Below are 15,899 nucleotides of genomic sequence, written 5' to 3'. Positions count from 1 at the left end.
CTTCTTCCCTAACCCCTAACCCTCACCGATCGCGTTTGAGGCGCGGGTGCGTCGCGGGATGGATGAGCGAAGGGAGCGGTGCGGCTTCGGCGTCGGCCCCCGACGTGAAGGGGGTCGGGGCCGGGGCGGCTTGGCGCTCCATGGCGGGGGGCGGCGGAGGTGCGGCGGAGGCGCCGGCGTCGTCCTCGAGGACGGGATGGCGCTTTCGTGCGCCACCGCCCAGGTCGAGCAGGACGTAAATCGCGATGATGATGCCCACGCCGGCGAGGCCGAGGAGGACGCCGACGATGACGATGGGCGAGCGGCGCGTGGGCTGCGTCTCGGCGTGGTGCTCGTCCTCGTCCGTCGTGGTGGGCGATACGGGGCGTGCCACCGAGGGAGGGATCGGTGCTGCAGGGATGACCACGGTGCCCGAGGGGCCGACCGGCGGCGGGGGCTTCGTGTCCACCACCGTGGGCGCGAGAAATTGCGGCTGCGCGAGGGCGCTTTCGCGGGCTCGCAGCACCTGCACGGAAATGTTGTCGTGGCCGCCCCGCGCATTCGCGAGATCGACCAGCTGCCCCGCAGCCTGCGCCGAGGGCTGCACGCCAAGACGCAGAATGTCCGATGGCTCGACCATGTCGCTCAGCCCATCGGAGCAGAGCACGAAGACGTCGCCCACCACGTGCTGCACCGGTTGCGGGCGCAGTTCGACGTCGATGTCGGGCTTCATTCCCAGGGCGCGTGAAATCCGGTTGGCATCGGGGTGCACCGCGGCTTGCTCGGGTGTGAGCAGCTGGGCATCGACCATCTGCTGGACCATGGAGTGGTCCTTGGTGAGCTGCACGATGTTGCCCGCGTGAATCAGGTAGCAGCGGCTGTCGCCGGCATGCGCCACCTCGGTGCCGCCGTGATGGTGCAGAATCGCCACCACCGTCGCGCCCGGCCGCGCCGCCTCGGTGGAGGTCATGGCGTGCACGCGGCGGTTCGCCTCCTCGATGGCCTCGCGCAGAACGCGCGCCGGCTCACGGCCGTTGCCACCCAATGAAGCCGCGCCGCCGGGACCGATCAACGTGGCGCCTTCGCGCGGCTCGGCACCGGAGCGATCGAAGACCTCGAAGATCGTCTTGAGGGCCAGCTGCGAGGCTTCCCGCCCGCCCTCATGGCCACCCATTCCGTCGCACACCACCGCGAGATAGCCGAGGGCCGTCTCGCGGTGGCCGCAGGAATCTTCGTTGATCTGTTTGCTCGGATCGCGCCCCGGATGCGTCCGCTCGGCGAACTCGATGGCCGGGATCGTCACGCGGGCGTTCTCCTATGCGTCGAGGCGGACGGTGAACTCCACCGGGCCGAAACGGAGCTGCGCTCCGGGTGGTACCGGCACCCAAGTCCCCGGCTCGATGCGCGAGCCCGCGACGTAGGTGCCATTGTTCGACGTTTCATCCCGCACCCAGAGCTGCGAACCTTCCAGCTTCAAGGTCGAGTGAACGCCGCTGACCCGAGGTTCGGACAACGTCACCGGGCACTGCGCCGGATCGCGTCCGACCCGGATCTCGGTGCCCGGGCGAATCGTGTATTGGCCGGCCGTCCCCGAGAGAACGGCCGCCGTGGCCACACCGCCACTGCTGTACGAGCCATAGGGTGACGGCGGAGGCGCGAGCGGTTGTGCAGAGAGCGCTCCCGTCAATGGAAACGCCGGAGCGTTGCCGCCCCCACCTCCTCCCGCGAGATCGGCCGGCAAGGGCTGGCCGCATGAAAAGCACACCGAGGGCTGCCCCGGCGTGGCCATCGTCATCGATTGGCACGATGGGCAACGAACCTGCACCACGCCGCCCGGCACCTGCGGTGCGGCCGCTGCCACGGGCGCAACCGGAGGCGGCGCATACGCGGGCGCCTGCGCCTGCATCGGCGGCGCCGCATAACCGCCGCCTCCTCCCGGAGGAGGCCCTCCTGGCGGTGGATACCCGCCGCCGCCCGGCGGTGGATAGCCGCCACCGCCTTGTTGTGGAGGCCCACCGTAGCCACCGCCTTGTTGCGGAGGCCCACCGTAACCACCACCTTGTTGCGGAGGTCCGCCGTAGCCACCGCCCTGTTGCGGAGGTGGCGCGCCGTAGCCGCCACCCTGCGGACCATAGCCACCCGCCACCACCGGCGAAGGCGGCGCGCCACCGCGCTTTTTCGAGCCCTTTCCACCGCCGCGGATCAACACGATGACCAACAGCAGAATCACGATGACGCCGCCGGCGATGCCCAGAATGAGCAGCAGGTTGATCGGCTTCTTCCCCGCCCTGAGCGTGAGCACCGACTGCTCGTCGTGGCCGCTCGCGCGGTGGGCGACGTTGTCGTAAACGAGCACGCGCAGCACCATGTTGTCGCCCGTGCCCTCGAGCATCTTCTCCTCGTCGGGCACCTCGAACTCGACGAACGAATCGTTCGCATCCTTCGCGGCGCCGCGAAGCCCCTGGTTGATCAAGTTCTTCTGCGCGCGCTGAAGGGCCGCGAGATCCGTGTTGCTGAAGCTCGGATCCGGCTTCGTGCCCGCGGGCAGGAAGTACGCCTCGGCGCGCTTCGAATCACCGCCCCAGCAGAAGGTGCCGTACACCTTCAAGGTACCGCCCGGGTACACCGGATTGGCGGTCGCCTCGGCCTTGGTGCGCCCCATTTCGATGTCGAGCGGCCACTGCGAAGGATCCGCGCCGACGGGCACGTCCTTGAACGACGCATCGCCTTTGATCTGCGTCTTGCCGCCCATGAACTGCAGGCTGAACGTCTGCTCGAGGGTCGGGTTCAAACAGGAGACGCGCCAGCGCACGAGGTACATCGAGTTGAAGCGCTGCTTGACCAGGCCGATGATCGTCTTGCCCTTCGTCTGCCCCTGCCCGTCGCGCACGATGTCGAAGAATCCCCCGATCTCGGGGTTGGACAGCTCGCGCATGAACTGCTGATCGTTGTTGCGGAGCGCATCGTTGACGATGCCACCCGCCGTCGGAAGCCAGATGGAGACGACCGGCAGCGGCGTCTTCGGCGCCGAGGTGTTGTCCTCGGGAAAGCGCCCTTTGGTGACGAACTGCTTGAAGATCGTCGCGCTGGGGGCGGCGCTGGAGGCGTCCTCTTTGCCCGACCCGTTCGACAGGACCACCATGGCTTGGTGAAGCGGGATGTCCGGTCCTTGGATGTTTCCCAAGCTTCCAAACGCGTCGGTGGCGATGCCCTTGAGAAGGTTCATCAACGGCTTGGCCGCACCGGAAGACGGGGCCGTCGATTGCTGGTCGTTCAACGCCGTCACGAGCTCATTGCGCTGCTTGAACGTTTTCCACTTGGAGTCCTTGATGACCTGGCGATCGCTGAACATCTGCACGTTCATCACGTCGTTGGGGCCCATGGCCTCGACGAACTGGTGCGCGATGGTCCGGGCATCGTAGTAGCGCGAGCCCATGCCCGACGAGGCATCCAGCGCGATCAACCACGCGGTGCCGACGCCCTTCTCCTTGGAGTCGCCCCATTTCTGGATGTTGCCGTCGATCGCCGCCGGCGTGTCGGAGCCATTGACCTTCACCAGGAGCTGCGCGTTGTCCTTGGGGAATTGGAACGCGGTCCAGTTCGCGCCCGGCTTCTCCATGGCCTCGCTCACGCAGTCGAGGGCCGCGTTGCCCTTGAGCAGTCCACACGGGGTGACGTCCGGCGTGTTGGCCTGGATGACCTCGACCACGGTGGTGAGGAGCGGCGCGCCGTTTTGCACGCCGGCGCGCGGGTCGATGCGAAGGATGTGCGCCTCGGGTGCGGCAAAGGCGATGGCCGAGACCAAGACGAGGGCCATCGTGGTGACGATGGCAAGAAGGCTGGATCGAACGGTCATTGGAGCGGACCTATCACTTTAACGAGGGTCGTGTAGCCGCCGAAGCGGAGTCGATCTCCATCACGCAGCTCGCGACGGCCGTTGGGACCGATGTTTTCGTCGTTGACGTAGGTGCCGTTGGTCGACCCCGTGTCCTCGACGAAAATGGTTCCACTCGGGCCGTCGATCACCAGCGAAGCATGTCGCGACGAGATCGTGGCATCGGCCAAGGGAATATCCAGCTCGCCGGTGTTGGCGCGCCCCACCTGGAGGCGCCCGCCGAAGAGCGGCCAGAATTCACCCTGCGGGTTCGATTGAAACGAGATGAGGAAGCCGCGCAACATGTTGGTGGGCCCACCGCCCATGAGCGGCGCGCGGGCTGCAGGCGCTTGCAGTCCATATTGAGGCGCCTGCGGCGGTTGCCCATAACCCACGGGCGGACCGAATCCTCCGGGAGGCCCCGGCGGTGCGAGCGGCGCGCCGAACGGCTGCGGAGGTCCACCACCGAAGGGCGCGGGCCCGGCCAGTGGCGGCGACGGCGGAATGTCGCCAAAGGGCGGCGGCGCCGGGGGAAGGCCCCCGCCGTAGGCTTGCGGCGGCTGAATGCCGGGCGGCATCCCCGGCGCTCCTGGATGCGGTGCACCACCGAAGGGCGATCCGACGAACGGCGACTGCGGCGGGGCTCCGTACGCGGGCGGCGCTCCAAAGGGCGGCGGCTGTCCGTAGCCTGGCGCGGGGGGCGGCGCGGCGGGGGCGCCGTACATGTCGCTGCCGAAGTTCATCGCGTCGAGCGCGAGGGGGTGCCCTTCGCGGCAGTAGCTCTGGCCCGGGGCGATGTCGTGGCCCTGCGCGCACCGCGAACCACCAGGCGCAGCCCCCGGAACGGCACCGGGCGGCGGACCGTAGGGGCTACCGCCGCCTCCTTCGAACGGAGGCGGTGGGGGCGGCGGACCACCGAACGGGGATGCGGCCGGAGGAGGAGGCCCGCCAAACGGCGATGCAGGCGGCGGAGGCGGCGCGCCGAACGGACTCGCCGGGGGAGGCGGAGGGAGGCCACCGGCACCAGCGCCGGCGCTTGCGAGGGAAAAGCCGCACGAGTTGCAGAACTTGTCGCTGGGCTGTGTCGGCTGGCCGCACTTCGGGCAGGGCATCTTTCAAACCGTGGCTTTCCGCGCGTGTCGGGTCCGCGCACACCGGCAGCATAACGGAAAAAATCCTTCCGCAGAGGGGCTTTCGCCGCCCAGCGTCGCGTGTGCTCACGCGTGCGAATGCCCTGCGGCGGCGACGAGCGCCGCGCGGATCACCTCGCGCACCGGGACGTGATGTGCCTTCGCTGCGGCAGCGCAGGCGTCGAACTCGGGCTTCACTTGAGGCGGTCCGTAGGGGCCCTCGGATACCTTGACGGGAATTAACCCGAAGGGCGTCTCGACCTCGATGCGGCGGCGCGGTCGCTCCACCCGTGAGACGTCGTACCGACGCACGCCGAGGCTCGTCGTCTCGCGCAAGAGCAGCGCACTCATCGCCTCCGCGCGGGGAGTCGCCACCAGCGCGCTCAACGTGAGCGCCGGCCGCCCCTTCTTCATGGTGATGGCCGTGGCCCATGCATCGAGCGCACCTGCCTCGAGCAAGGTCTCGATGGCGCTCGCCACCAGCTCGCCGGTGGCATCGTCCACGTTGGTCTCGAGGACGGTGTGCGTCGCCCCCGTCGGATCCACGGAGGTACCGAGCACGGCGCGCAGCAGGTTCGGTCGATCGGCCAACTGCGCCGTGCCCGCGCCCCACCCCACCGCCTCGGGGACGATGGACGGCCAACGCGACGAGCCGCGTGCGTGCGCCCCCACGATGGCGGCCCCCGTGGGGGTCACGAACTCGAAATCGAGGCCTCCATCGACGGTGACGAGCCCGCGCAGGCACTCCACGGTCGCCGGCGCCGGCAGGGGAAGAATGCCATGGCGCGCCGGCACGAAGCCCCGCCCCATCGGCAGCGGCGAGACGATGACGTCCGCCCCGAGGTACTCGAGGGCGGCCGCGCTTCCGACGACATCGACGATGGCATCGACCGCGCCCACCTCGTGGAAGTGCACGTCGTCGAGAAGGCTCTTGTGAACCTTCGCCTCGGCGAGGGCGAGCCGCTGAAAGGTGGCCTGCGCCATCTGCAGCACCGCAGGCTCGAGTTCCGACTGCTCCAAGATGCCGCGGACGGTCGCATAGGTCCGCTCGGGCTGCGGCGTTTCGCCGTGCACCTCGAAGGAGGTGCCCACGATGCCGCTGCGCACACGCGTTCCGAAGTGGATGTGAAAGCCCGAGACCGGGAGCTTCGCCACGGCATTGGCCACCACGACCTCGGGCACGCCGAGATCGATGATGGCCGCGATGATCATGTCGCCGGCGAGGCCACTCGGTGCATCGAGAAAGAGAATCTTCCCCTTCCCTGCCCCGCGCGGCAGCTCGGCGCGCGGCGGCGCCCGACGCGAGTGCGGGGGGTGATCGTGGTCGTGAGGATGGGAATGCCCATGCTCGTGATGCCCGTGCTCATGCTGCCCATGCTGGTCATGACCGTCGTGCGGCATTAGCCTCGCGCTCCTGCGCGTAGGATCCGGGCGGCGGCGAAGGCCGCACCGAACCCGTTGTCGATGTTCACCACCGTTACCCCGGAGGCGCAGCTCGTCAACATCCCGAGAAGCGCCGCGAGGCCTTCGAACGCTGCGCCATACCCCACCGAGGTGGGCACGGCAATCACGGGCCCCTCGACCAGGCCGCCCACCACGCTGGCCAAGGCGCCTTCCATCCCGGCGATCACGATGATGACGCTGGTCGCGTCCAGCGCCTGCCGGCGGTGAAGCAGCCGATGGATGCCCGCCACCCCCACGTCGTAGACGCGCTCCACCTCCGCCCCGAGCATGCGCAAGGTCTCGGCGCATTCTTCGGACACGGGAAGGTCGCTCGTGCCGGCGGTCACCACCGCCACGGGGCGCGTTCCAAGACGCGGGATGGGCGCTTGCTCGAGCGTCGCCACGCGGGCCATCTCGTGGTAGCGGAGCGCCGGCATCGCGCGACAGACCTCATGGGCCTTCGCCGGATCGAGCCGGCTCACCAGGACGTTCTGCCCCGTGCGCGCAACCTCCGTGGCGATGCCCACGATCTGGGCCGCCGTTTTCGACTGGCCCAGGATGACCTCGGGCACCCCTTGGCGGAGGGCGCGATGATGGTCCACCACCGCGTATCCGAGATCGGCAAAAGGGAGATCCTTGAGCGCCAAAGCCGCGTCGTCGACGGACCGCGCGCCACTTTGCACCTGTTCGAGAAGCTCACGAAGCTTGGCAGGGTCCATCGAGGCGAATCCGGTCCTTTGAACGGACCGATCCCTTAGCACGTGGATTTTCCCCGGGGGAACCTCCATCATGCGCCTTTGCCGTGCCCATCCTCTTTGCACCGTTGATCGCCATCGCCCTGGGAGCCTTTTTTGCGTGGCTGGCCCGCGGGGAGCTTGCGCGCCATGAAGCCTCCGCGGTCGCCTCGCGCGGCTTTGGGGTGGTCGCGCTGTTCGCCATTTTCGTGTACGCGCCCATCGTCGGGTACTTTGCGGCGTTCCACGCGGACTGGGCCTACCTCTATTGGATCCGGCCGCGGGCGATGGCGTCCGCCATCGATTTGGCCCTGGTTCTCGCCTCCGGGGGTACGGTTTTGCTGGGCTTCCTCGCCGCCGCGCGGTGGGCTCGCATCGAGCGGCTCGGGCCCGTCGCCATCATCGGGGCGGTGCCCGTCGCCGTCGTGCTGAGCCTGGCCATGGTCTGGCAGCGGCGCCTCTCCACCAGCGCGACATTTGCTCATTTTCACGGGGATTTCGGCACCGAACCCATCACGAGCAGCGTGCTCGGGCGGGGGGTCCTCCTCATGGACGTGCTGGGCCTGGCCGGCATCGTTTGGTGCGGCCTTCAGATGCGAAGCATGAGCCGTAGACGGTCCCACGCTTCCGCTGGTCCGCTTTCCGGGACAGCCCCTCCATCGGGGGCGGGGCCATCCAAGCGCTGGCAGAAGAGAAAACACTGACGTAACGTGTGAATGTGTGGGTTCGGGGTGCGGCCATCCGACCGGTTCCGGGTTTCGCTGTCATTCACGGCGCCGTACTGGAGCGCATCGAGCGTGAGCTCGCGCACGATGCGGGCACACCGCACCGCGCGCTGAGCGCGCCCGATCCCATCGATCTCGAGGCGCTCTTCACGCGCTTCGAGCAGACGCAGCCCGCCCTCGCCCGCCGCGTGACCGACGTGTTGGATCGCCCGCTCGATCAAACGGCCATCGCGCTGGGGTGCTTTCTCAGCGTGACCATCTGGCTCGCCTTCGAGCGCACCTTCGGCAAACGCCTCATGGAGGTGAGCGAAGATGCACTGCGGGCGAGCGAAGCGGCGCTCAATCTGGAAGAAGAGATCCGCGCGGGGCAAGACACCGAGCCGTTCGAGCTGGAAGACATCATCGAGCAGCAGCAGCCGGCCATCGTCGACTTCGTCCACGAGCACCTGGAGGCGGCACTCGAGGGCGACGCCGAACCGGCGGAGCGCAATGTCGATGTCGACGACGTTCACCTGGTTTACCGCGCCATGCTGGTGCTCACGATTGCGTTGTCCCACGCCGTGAAGTCCGACGACGCGAGCTCGGTGGGCCCCGAGCTTTTGGCCTGAGCCTCGGACGAACGCGCGACTCGGGTATAGTGCGCGGGTGGACGTCTTTCTCCTTCGCGCTTCCCTTTCCCACGACGAGTCCGTCGCCGAGTCCCACCGTTACCTTTCACCCGAAGGCCGCCGCATCGTGCGCGCGCTGGGCAACAAGGTGCGCCTCGACGACGAGCCGAACTTCGACCACATCGTCTCGAGCCCGTTGCCCACGGCCTTGCAAACGGCGGAGCTCTTTGCCGATCGGGTCGACTACGTCGGCGTCATCGAGGTGCTTCCGTCGCTGACCTCGCGCGTGCCGCCCGAGCTGGTCGTGCCGACGCTTCTCCAACGCGGAAACACCATCGCCGTGGTCGCGGACGAACCCGTGCTCTCGGGCTTGGGCGCCTTCCTCATCGGCCGGCCGACGTTCCCGCCCCTTCTGCACGCGCAGGTCTCCGTGATCCGCGATCGCCAGCCCGCATGGTGCCTGCGTCCTGGCGAGATCGCGAAATCACTCCTCTTGGTCGCTTGACGCGCTACCCGACCGAAATCGCATCCACCTTGTTCGGGTAGAACGCGACGTGGTCCTTGATGACGGCCACCTCGTCGTAAGGGTGCTCATAGCTCCAGACAACGTTCTCCACGAGCTCGCCTTTGGCGTCGCGGAGACTGAAGTACGACGCCGTGCCCTTGAAGGGGCACTCCGTGTGGAGCTGCGTGCGCACGAGGCGATCCATCTTCACGTCCTCGCGGGGCACGTAATACACAGCGGGGTACGTGGCCTCCTGGAGACGGATGGCGTTCGAGCTGTCGGCGATGACCTCGCCTCGAAACGTGACGCGAACGCGTTGCGCCTCCGACTGCGTTTCGACACGATGCTGGGGATTCTTCGCATACCCGGGTCCGCTATTGCCCGCCATGGCTTCCTCCTTTTTGGTGCATAGACGTCTAGGGGCATCGCCAATGGGTTGACCAGCGCGAGCGTGACTCACTATGGATGAGGCCCTCCTTGTGATGCCCCGATGGACGCCTGCTCCATGGGCGATGGCCATCACGGCATCGGCCTCTTTTTCTTGCTTCAGCGCGGTCGCGTTCGCTGAAGACGAGCCGGGGACATTTCGCATTCCGGAAACGACGACCACGTTGACGTTCAGCGGGTATGCCCAACTCGATGTGGCGTACGACTTCAAAGCGCGCAATCCGTACGTCGAGGCAGACGATTACGCCATCATCGCGGCGCGCATTCCCCTGAGCTCGAGCTACGAAGCGCGAAAGAAGTCCGGCCAACTCTATTTGACGGCGCGCACGAGTCGACTCGGCCTTACGACATTGACGACGACACGGTGGGTCGATATCGGTGCACGGCTCGAAGCGGATTTCTGGAGTGGCAATCTTCTCACGAGCCAAGAGTTCACCAACTCGGTGCTGGCGCGTCTGCGGCATGCGTACGGCACGTTGAGCGGAAAGTACGGCACGCTCCTCGTCGGGCAAACGTGGTCCACCTTCATGGACCTCAACGCCGCCGCGCAGACGGTCGACTTCAATGGGCCGGGATCCGGTCCCGGGCTTCGCATGCCCATGATCCGCTACACCATCCCGTTGCAGGAGAATTTCACGGTGGCGCTCGCAGCGGAGAACGCGGCGGGCACCGACCAAAACGGCATCACCGATGGCCCGGGCACGAAAACGCCCTACACGCGCAAGGTTCAGCGGATTCCCGATCTGGTGGGCCGCGTGGAGACGGCGGGAACGTGGGGCTCGGTCTCCGCCGCCGGCGTGACGACGCACTACGAGGACGTGGGCGCCCCCGGCGGTGATTCGTATTCCAAACAGGGCTGGGGCGCGAGCCTCTCCACGGCGTTGAACGTCTTCGGGGACACCTTTCGCGCGAGCGTCACGGGGGGGCGCGGCCTCGGGCGCTACATGTTCGCGGCCGGCTCCGCGCAGGGTGTGACGGATACGGGCGAGCGCTTCGTGCTCTGGGATGCCCTCGGGTACCACGTCAATTACACGCACGTGTGGAATCCCCAATTTCGTTCCAACGTCGTTTGGAGCCAAACCTTTTTCAGAAACAACGGCGCAAGCTCGCCCGAGCACCCCTACGAGCCGACCTTCAGCCCGGAGACGATGGACATCGTCGATCCCGAGGTCAATCAGCAGCTCGAAGAATTGTACGTGAATACGTTCTGGACCTTGACCCGCCAAGTCGAGTTCGGGCTCGAATACACCTTCGGGCGGCGCCACACCTTCGGCAACGACGAGGCACGCGGCCCTTGTGTGCCGGGCATCCTATGCGCGGCCGAGGTGGGAACGATGCACCGCGTGACCAGCACCGCGCGGTTCAATCTGTTCTAATCGAAAGAATGATGAATTGAACGGGAAGACGGGAAGGCGGGCCGTCTTCCCGCCTTCCTGTAAATTCTCTAGTAGTTGAATTGGCATTGCAGGCGAAGAAACCGCCCGCTCTCTTGCGGATAGGGCTTTTCGGGGAAGGTTCGTTCGGCTTCGTTGTACGCCACGGTGAGCTCGAGCGCCTTGAACACCTGCCATTCGACGCCGGCCTCCACCTCGCGAACTTTGTAGAGCGGCGAATTCGTCTCGAACTTTCGTCCGCCGTCGTACATGGAGACCCGCACGTACGGAATGACGTTGCCTAGCTTCAGCGTGGCCAGCGCGTATCCACCGCTGAGCCAATCCTGCTTGATGCGATTATTGGCCTTGTCGAACTCCGGGCCGCGCCCAATGTTGTATTCGACCTGCAAGCCAATCGGCTGCGGGTACAGAATGAAGGCACCGTACGCGCGAACGTCCCGAATCTCGTTTGGGCCGCCGACGTCCTTGTCCTTACCGACGTAGTATTTACCCGTGTAGCCGCCGAGATTGAGCTCCACGATCTGTTTTCCGATTTGGAATGGATACGCGGCGCGCGCGACGACGTGAGGCTCGTCGTTCAACTCTCGTCGGTTCGCCGTCTGCCCGTTGTAGACGCCGAGGGCAACCATGCCATAATCGCCGGAGCCTTTGAGGCCGCTGTCCACGAGGTATTTGAAACGCTCGCGAATGGCTTTCGGCGCGTAGTAAACGAAGACGCCAATATCGCGCTCGTCCTTGGGCGCGCTGTTGATGGGATCGGAGCGATCGAACGGCACGCGATTCTGACTCGATTGCATGTTCTCGAAGCCGAATGGCACTTTGGACTGCCCGACCCGAACGCGAAGCTCCTTCGACTTGTCCAAGAAGACATCGGCGTACCAGTCGCGGAGAATCGTCACATTGAGCTGGTCGTTGATTGCCGAGGCAAAGTCCGGCTGCAGGTAGACGGAGACCTGCTCGTGCACATCGCCGTAAAGGACCACGCGGGCGCGCCGGAGGAAGAAGCCTCCGCCGTCCCCGATGGACCGATCGCCTTGAATGTTGACCAGTCGATCGTTGGATTCGAAAAGTCGGTTGTACCGAACCTGCGTATACCCGCGAATCTTGAGCTTGTCGTACCAGTGCTCTTTCTTCTCCGCAGGAGCGGGGGCCGCGGCCGCAGGGGCGGGAGGTGCCAGTTGGGCGTGCACCGTTCCCGGTTGGAGGGTGAACCATGCAAATGCGGCGGCAGCCGTCGCGCGGAGGAGCTGGGGGTATTTTCGAGGGAATTTCACGGCAAACGACCAAAACCTTACAGCGAGTTAAGGAAGCCGTGCTTTAGCCCTCCGCGTGTGACAGCGACGTGACGATTCCCCGACGATTCGACAAATGATGTCCGAATCGCACGAGCCGTTGGAGTTTTTCCGCCGTGCTGGAGTCGGGAGCGCGTCGCGCGAGTGATTTAGAGTGCGCAGCCATGAAAACCGAAGCCATGGTCATTCGGGAAAACGGTGGGGCCGAGGTCCTGAAGCGCGAAACCATCGACATCGCGGAGCCGGGGCCGCGGCAGGTGCTCGTGCGCGTGCGGGCGGTGGCGTTGAACCACATCGACGTGTGGGTTCGGCGTGGTCTGCCCAACGTCAAATACGACTTTCCGCATCGACTCGGTTCGGACATCGCGGGCGAGATCGAAGCACTCGGCCCGGGTGCAACGGGATGCAAGGTCGGGCAAAAGGTGCTCGTCTCGCCCGGGGTCTCGTGCGGCGTGTGTGCGAAGTGCCTCGCGGGCGAGGACAACCTCTGTTCGCGGTACAACATCCTCGGCGAGACGACGCAGGGAGGCTATGCGCGGCACGTCGTCGTGCCCGATGCCAACATCCTTCCCTACCCCAGCGCAGGGCCCGGCGGCGATCTGCCGTTCACCGAAGCGGCGGCGATCCCATTGGCCTTCCTCACCGCGTGGCAGATGGTCGTCACGCGGGCCCGCGTCGCCCCAGGCGAGACGGTGCTGGTGCAAGCCGCGGGGAGCGGCGTCTCGAGCGCGGCGATTCAAATCGCGAAGCTATTCGGTGCGCGCGTCATCGGCACCGCGGGCAGTGACGAAAAACTCGAACGGGCGCGCGCCCTGGGCATGGACGTGGGCATCAACTACACGACCACCGACTTCGTGGCCGAGGTGAAAAAGCTCACCGAGAAGCGCGGGGTCGACGCGGTCATCGAGCATGTCGGCGGCGACGTCTTCGTCAAGAGCATCCTGGCCACGCGTTGGGGCGGGTGCGTCGTCACGTGTGGGGCGACCATGGGGCATTCGCCCACCATCGACCTGCGGCACATTTTCTTCCGCCAGGTGCGCGTTCTGGGATCGACCATGGGTTCGAAGGGGGACCTTCACCGCATGATGCCGCTATTTTCCCAGGGTAAATTGCGCCCCGTGGTCGACCGCGTCCTGCCTTTGTGGAGCGCGGTGGAGGCCCACCGCGTCCTCGAAGAGCGAAAGGCGTTCGGTAAAGTCGTCTTGGAAGTGGAATGAGCGAGCCCGGCAGCGTATGTAAGAGAGCGATGGGACGGCGTCCGCTTCTTCTTCTCTCCCTTCTTCCGTGTCTTGCCTCGGTCGTAGCCACGACCATCCTTCTCGGCATCGGGGCCGCGGGCTGCGATGACAAGGATGATGGCCTGCCGACCACCTTGGGCTTGCCCAGTGCCATCAACTACGACGCGCTCTACGTACTGAACGGCAATGGCGATACGATCACCGTCGTCGACACCGAGAAGGAGTACATCAACCCTTCACGGATCCACCTTCGCAACGCGTCGTTCCCGCACTACCTCGCGCTCAGTAGGGATCGGCAGCAGCTCCTGCTCTCGGCGGGCTCCCTCGTCCCCGGAGTGGCGCCCGACGCCGGGGTCGATGCCCGTGCGGATGCGAAGGTAGACTCCGGGTTCGATGCAGGCTTCGACGCCGGCGGCGAGCCTCCCGACGCGGGTGAAGACGCGGGCGAGCAAGAAGCCGGCACGCCCCTTCGCATCCTGGCGGACAACCCGAGCTCGAAGGGCGCCCTCCTTCTCTTGAAGGCCACCACGGGTGTGACCATCAAAGGTCGCGTCACCGAGGCTCCGGTCTTCAACGCCGTCTTCTCCCCGGACGAGGAAGACATCTGGGCCACCTCGATGACCGCCCCGGGCAACGCGCTCCTGATCACCCCGACGACGTTGGTGGATCGGTTCAAGGTGGAGGTGGAGAACCAGCCCGCGCGCATCACCATCTCCAAGAACGGGCGCTATGCCTTCGTGGTGAATGCCGGGTCCAACTCGGTGACGGTCATCGACGCGGCGAGCAAGGTCGTGCGGGCCACCTTGAAAGTCGGCTCCGGCGGGGGCGTCTGGCAGGGCGAGAACGATCTCGCCTACATCGACGACGCCGAGAAGAAGACGCTGACCTCCGTGCAGACGACGAACCTCGGCATCCGCCGCACCTTTGAGCTCGGTTTCCGGGTCGGCACCGTAGTGCCCGGACCGGACGGTTACCTCTGGATCACCGACCCGGAAGGCGGCCGCGTGGTTCTGTATCAAACCGACACCGACGTGCAGGTCTTCGAGATCCCCACGGGCAAAGGCGCCTACGGCATGGCCTTCTCGGACGACGGCAAGTGGGGCTACGTCTCCAACACCGCCGAAGATACCGTCTCGATCATCGACATCAAAGGCCGCCGGGTACACCGGCGCCTGCTCGGGATTTCAAGCCCCAACTGGATCGTCTTCCGCAAGAAAGACAACGCTCCGCAGCTCCCGACGGACGCCGGCAAGAAGTAGCTGGCAGGATTCTCGGCAGGATTTTTCGGCGGAATTTTTTGATAAAGTTAGGCCATGCGTCCTGGTCTGGGAATGTTTCTCTTTGGCCTTGCGTTGCTGGCCGCGTGTGTTGGCGTTGCGCTCTACACGGAACACGGCGGTATCGTCATCGGGAATACCGTGGTCGTCTGGTGGGGGGCCGTTCCGCTCGGGCTCTGGTACGCCATCAAGGGCGTGGTCGTGCTTTCTCGTGGATCGGGTTAGCCGCGGAGTTGTGCTAGTGACGTACGCGCCATGCACGATGTCCGCGCTCTAAACGAGCTCGTTGCCAAAGAAAGCGCATTCGTCGACCGACTCACCACCGAGGTAGGAAAGGTCATCGTAGGTCAGTCCTACATGATCGAGCGAATCCTCATCGGATTGCTCACGGGCGGCCACGTGCTGCTCGAGGGCGTGCCCGGTCTCGCCAAGACGCTCACGGTCCGCACCCTCTGCGACGTCATCGCCGCGAAGTTCGCGCGCATCCAATTCACGCCGGATCTGCTCCCCGCCGACGTCATCGGCACCGTCATCTACAACCAGCAGAAGGGCGACTTCACCCAGAAGCTCGGGCCGGTGTTCGCCAACTTGGTGCTCGCCGACGAGATCAACCGCGCCCCGGCCAAGGTGCAGAGCGCGTTGCTCGAGGCGATGCAAGAGCGCCAGGTCACCATCGGCGACAAGACGTATCCCCTGCCGCAGCCGTTCATCGTCATGGCCACGCAGAATCCCATCGAGCAGGAGGGCACGTACCCACTGCCCGAGGCGCAGGTCGACCGCTTCATGCTCATGATCAAGGTGGGCTACCCCTCGCGGGAAGACGAGCGCAAAATCATGGACCGCATGACCGCGCTCGAACCGGCGAAGGCCGAGCCCATCGTGCACCCGGCGGATCTGCTCAATGCGAAGCAGATCATCGGCCAGGTGTACGTCGACGAGAAAGTGAAAGACTACATCGTCGAAGTCGTCTTCGCGACGCGCGAGCCTGCGCGCCACGGGCTGAAAGATCTCGCGCCGCTCATCGAGTTCGGCGCCTCGCCCCGCGCATCCATCGCGCTGAACTTGGCGGCGCGGGCGCACGCGTTTTTGCGGCACCGCGGCTACGTCACGCCGGAAGACGTCAAGGCAGTGGGGCCGGACGTGCTGCGCCATCGCTTGGTGCTCACCTACGAGGCCGACGCGGAAGAGGTCACCGCCGAGCAGATCGTCCGCCGCGTCTTCGAGGTGGTGGAAGTTCCCTGATCCGAGCCGTC

Annotated in this window: 15 protein-coding genes; 8 read left to right on the top strand and 7 right to left on the bottom strand. The window is 65.9% G+C overall.

All coding sequences use genetic code 11. From position 1 onward, the window contains the following. Positions 1-22: 22 nt before the first annotated feature. The 5 genes from LVJ94_12085 to larB all read right to left on the bottom strand — a co-directional run bounded on the left by LVJ94_12085 (position 23) and on the right by larB (position 7,145). Positions 23-1,282: a protein phosphatase 2C domain-containing protein gene (locus tag LVJ94_12085; GenBank protein WXB07967.1), complete on the bottom strand. Its 1,260-nt coding sequence runs from the start codon at positions 1,280-1,282 to the stop codon at positions 23-25. Between the two features lie 12 nt (positions 1,283-1,294). Continuing rightward, the gene (locus LVJ94_12080; GenBank protein ID WXB07966.1) at positions 1,295-3,835 is read right to left on the bottom strand and encodes an FHA domain-containing protein; all 2,541 of its coding nucleotides are present in this window, start codon (positions 3,833-3,835) and stop codon (positions 1,295-1,297) included. Beyond that, a complete protein-coding gene (locus tag LVJ94_12075; protein ID WXB07965.1) occupies positions 3,832-4,965 on the bottom strand; it encodes an FHA domain-containing protein in 1,134 nt (377 codons plus the stop codon). Before LVJ94_12075 ends, LVJ94_12080 begins: the two co-directional genes overlap by 4 nt. 105 nt (positions 4,966-5,070) lie before the next feature. Then, positions 5,071-6,384, bottom strand: a complete 1,314-nt coding sequence (gene larC / locus LVJ94_12070) for a nickel pincer cofactor biosynthesis protein LarC (GenBank protein ID WXB07964.1) — start codon at positions 6,382-6,384, stop codon at positions 5,071-5,073. Beyond that, positions 6,384-7,145, bottom strand: coding sequence for a nickel pincer cofactor biosynthesis protein LarB (larB, locus tag LVJ94_12065; GenBank protein ID WXB07963.1), 762 nt, complete (start codon positions 7,143-7,145; stop codon positions 6,384-6,386). Before larB ends, larC begins: the two co-directional genes overlap by 1 nt. Positions 7,146-7,228: 83 nt before the next feature. Here larB and LVJ94_12060 point away from each other — a divergent pair, with 83 nt between their 5' ends. The 3 genes from LVJ94_12060 to LVJ94_12050 are packed head-to-tail and all read left to right on the top strand — an operon-like array spanning position 7,229 to position 8,998. Continuing rightward, positions 7,229-7,864 carry a hypothetical protein gene (locus LVJ94_12060; protein ID WXB07962.1) on the top strand — a complete coding sequence of 212 codons (636 nt, stop codon included), beginning with the start codon at positions 7,229-7,231 and terminating at the stop codon, positions 7,862-7,864. 14 nt (positions 7,865-7,878) lie between these two features. Continuing rightward, positions 7,879-8,493 (top strand): hypothetical protein, encoded by a 615-nt coding sequence (locus LVJ94_12055; protein ID WXB07961.1) that lies wholly within the window; start codon positions 7,879-7,881, stop codon positions 8,491-8,493. A 37-nt stretch (positions 8,494-8,530) separates the two neighbouring features. After that, on the top strand, positions 8,531-8,998 hold the full coding sequence (locus LVJ94_12050; protein ID WXB07960.1) for a histidine phosphatase family protein: 468 nt from the start codon (positions 8,531-8,533) through the stop codon (positions 8,996-8,998). Positions 8,999-9,002: 4 nt separating this feature from the next. On the opposite strand, the gene LVJ94_12045 is transcribed toward LVJ94_12050, so the two are convergent. Next, on the bottom strand, positions 9,003-9,386 hold the full coding sequence (locus LVJ94_12045; GenBank protein WXB07959.1) for a DUF427 domain-containing protein: 384 nt from the start codon (positions 9,384-9,386) through the stop codon (positions 9,003-9,005). Between the two features lie 94 nt (positions 9,387-9,480). Here LVJ94_12045 and LVJ94_12040 point away from each other — a divergent pair, with 94 nt between their 5' ends. Further along, positions 9,481-10,821, top strand: coding sequence for a DcaP family trimeric outer membrane transporter (locus tag LVJ94_12040; protein ID WXB07958.1), 1,341 nt, complete (start codon positions 9,481-9,483; stop codon positions 10,819-10,821). A 68-nt stretch (positions 10,822-10,889) separates the two neighbouring features. Here the strand turns inward: LVJ94_12040 and LVJ94_12035 are convergent, their stop codons facing one another. Further along, on the bottom strand, positions 10,890-12,113 hold the full coding sequence (locus LVJ94_12035; protein ID WXB07957.1) for an OprO/OprP family phosphate-selective porin: 1,224 nt from the start codon (positions 12,111-12,113) through the stop codon (positions 10,890-10,892). Positions 12,114-12,295: 182 nt separating this feature from the next. On the opposite strand from LVJ94_12035, the gene LVJ94_12030 reads away from it, so the two are divergent. Genes LVJ94_12030 through LVJ94_12015 form a run of 4 tightly spaced genes read left to right on the top strand, consistent with a single transcriptional unit; the run spans position 12,296 to position 15,888 of the window. Further along, entirely contained in the window at positions 12,296-13,348 is a 1,053-nt protein-coding gene (locus LVJ94_12030) for a zinc-binding dehydrogenase (GenBank protein WXB07956.1), read from the top strand. A gap of 29 nt (positions 13,349-13,377) precedes the next feature. Further along, positions 13,378-14,628: a YncE family protein gene (locus LVJ94_12025; protein WXB07955.1), complete on the top strand. Its 1,251-nt coding sequence runs from the start codon at positions 13,378-13,380 to the stop codon at positions 14,626-14,628. Between the two features lie 54 nt (positions 14,629-14,682). Next, positions 14,683-14,871 (top strand): hypothetical protein, encoded by a 189-nt coding sequence (locus tag LVJ94_12020; GenBank protein ID WXB07954.1) that lies wholly within the window; start codon positions 14,683-14,685, stop codon positions 14,869-14,871. A 30-nt stretch (positions 14,872-14,901) separates the two neighbouring features. Further along, positions 14,902-15,888: a MoxR family ATPase gene (locus LVJ94_12015; GenBank protein WXB07953.1), complete on the top strand. Its 987-nt coding sequence runs from the start codon at positions 14,902-14,904 to the stop codon at positions 15,886-15,888. The last annotated feature ends 11 nt before the right edge of the window (positions 15,889-15,899 follow it).

It is taken from the genome of Sorangiineae bacterium MSr11367 (genome assembly GCA_037157805.1).
Lineage (GTDB): Bacteria > Myxococcota_A > Polyangia > Polyangiales > Polyangiaceae > Pendulispora > Pendulispora rubella.
The sequence above is the reverse complement of the archived record's forward strand: the minus strand, read 5'-3'. Positions and strand labels throughout refer to the sequence as shown.

Excerpts from the sequence above, each read along its gene's own strand:
- larC (WXB07964.1), bottom strand. The coding sequence starts at position 6,384 with ATGCCGCACGACGGTCATGACCAGCATGGGCAGCATGAGCACGGGCAT.
- LVJ94_12025 (WXB07955.1), top strand. The coding sequence starts at position 13,378 with ATGGGACGGCGTCCGCTTCTTCTTCTCTCCCTTCTTCCGTGTCTTGCC.
- larB (WXB07963.1), bottom strand. The coding sequence starts at position 7,145 with ATGGACCCTGCCAAGCTTCGTGAGCTTCTCGAACAGGTGCAAAGTGGC.
- LVJ94_12040 (WXB07958.1), top strand. The coding sequence starts at position 9,481 with ATGCCCCGATGGACGCCTGCTCCATGGGCGATGGCCATCACGGCATCG.
- LVJ94_12030 (WXB07956.1), top strand. The coding sequence starts at position 12,296 with ATGAAAACCGAAGCCATGGTCATTCGGGAAAACGGTGGGGCCGAGGTC.
- LVJ94_12080 (WXB07966.1), bottom strand. The coding sequence starts at position 3,835 with ATGACCGTTCGATCCAGCCTTCTTGCCATCGTCACCACGATGGCCCTC.
- LVJ94_12075 (WXB07965.1), bottom strand. The coding sequence starts at position 4,965 with ATGCCCTGCCCGAAGTGCGGCCAGCCGACACAGCCCAGCGACAAGTTC.
- LVJ94_12045 (WXB07959.1), bottom strand. The coding sequence starts at position 9,386 with ATGGCGGGCAATAGCGGACCCGGGTATGCGAAGAATCCCCAGCATCGT.
- LVJ94_12020 (WXB07954.1), top strand. The coding sequence starts at position 14,683 with ATGCGTCCTGGTCTGGGAATGTTTCTCTTTGGCCTTGCGTTGCTGGCC.
- LVJ94_12015 (WXB07953.1), top strand. The coding sequence starts at position 14,902 with ATGCACGATGTCCGCGCTCTAAACGAGCTCGTTGCCAAAGAAAGCGCA.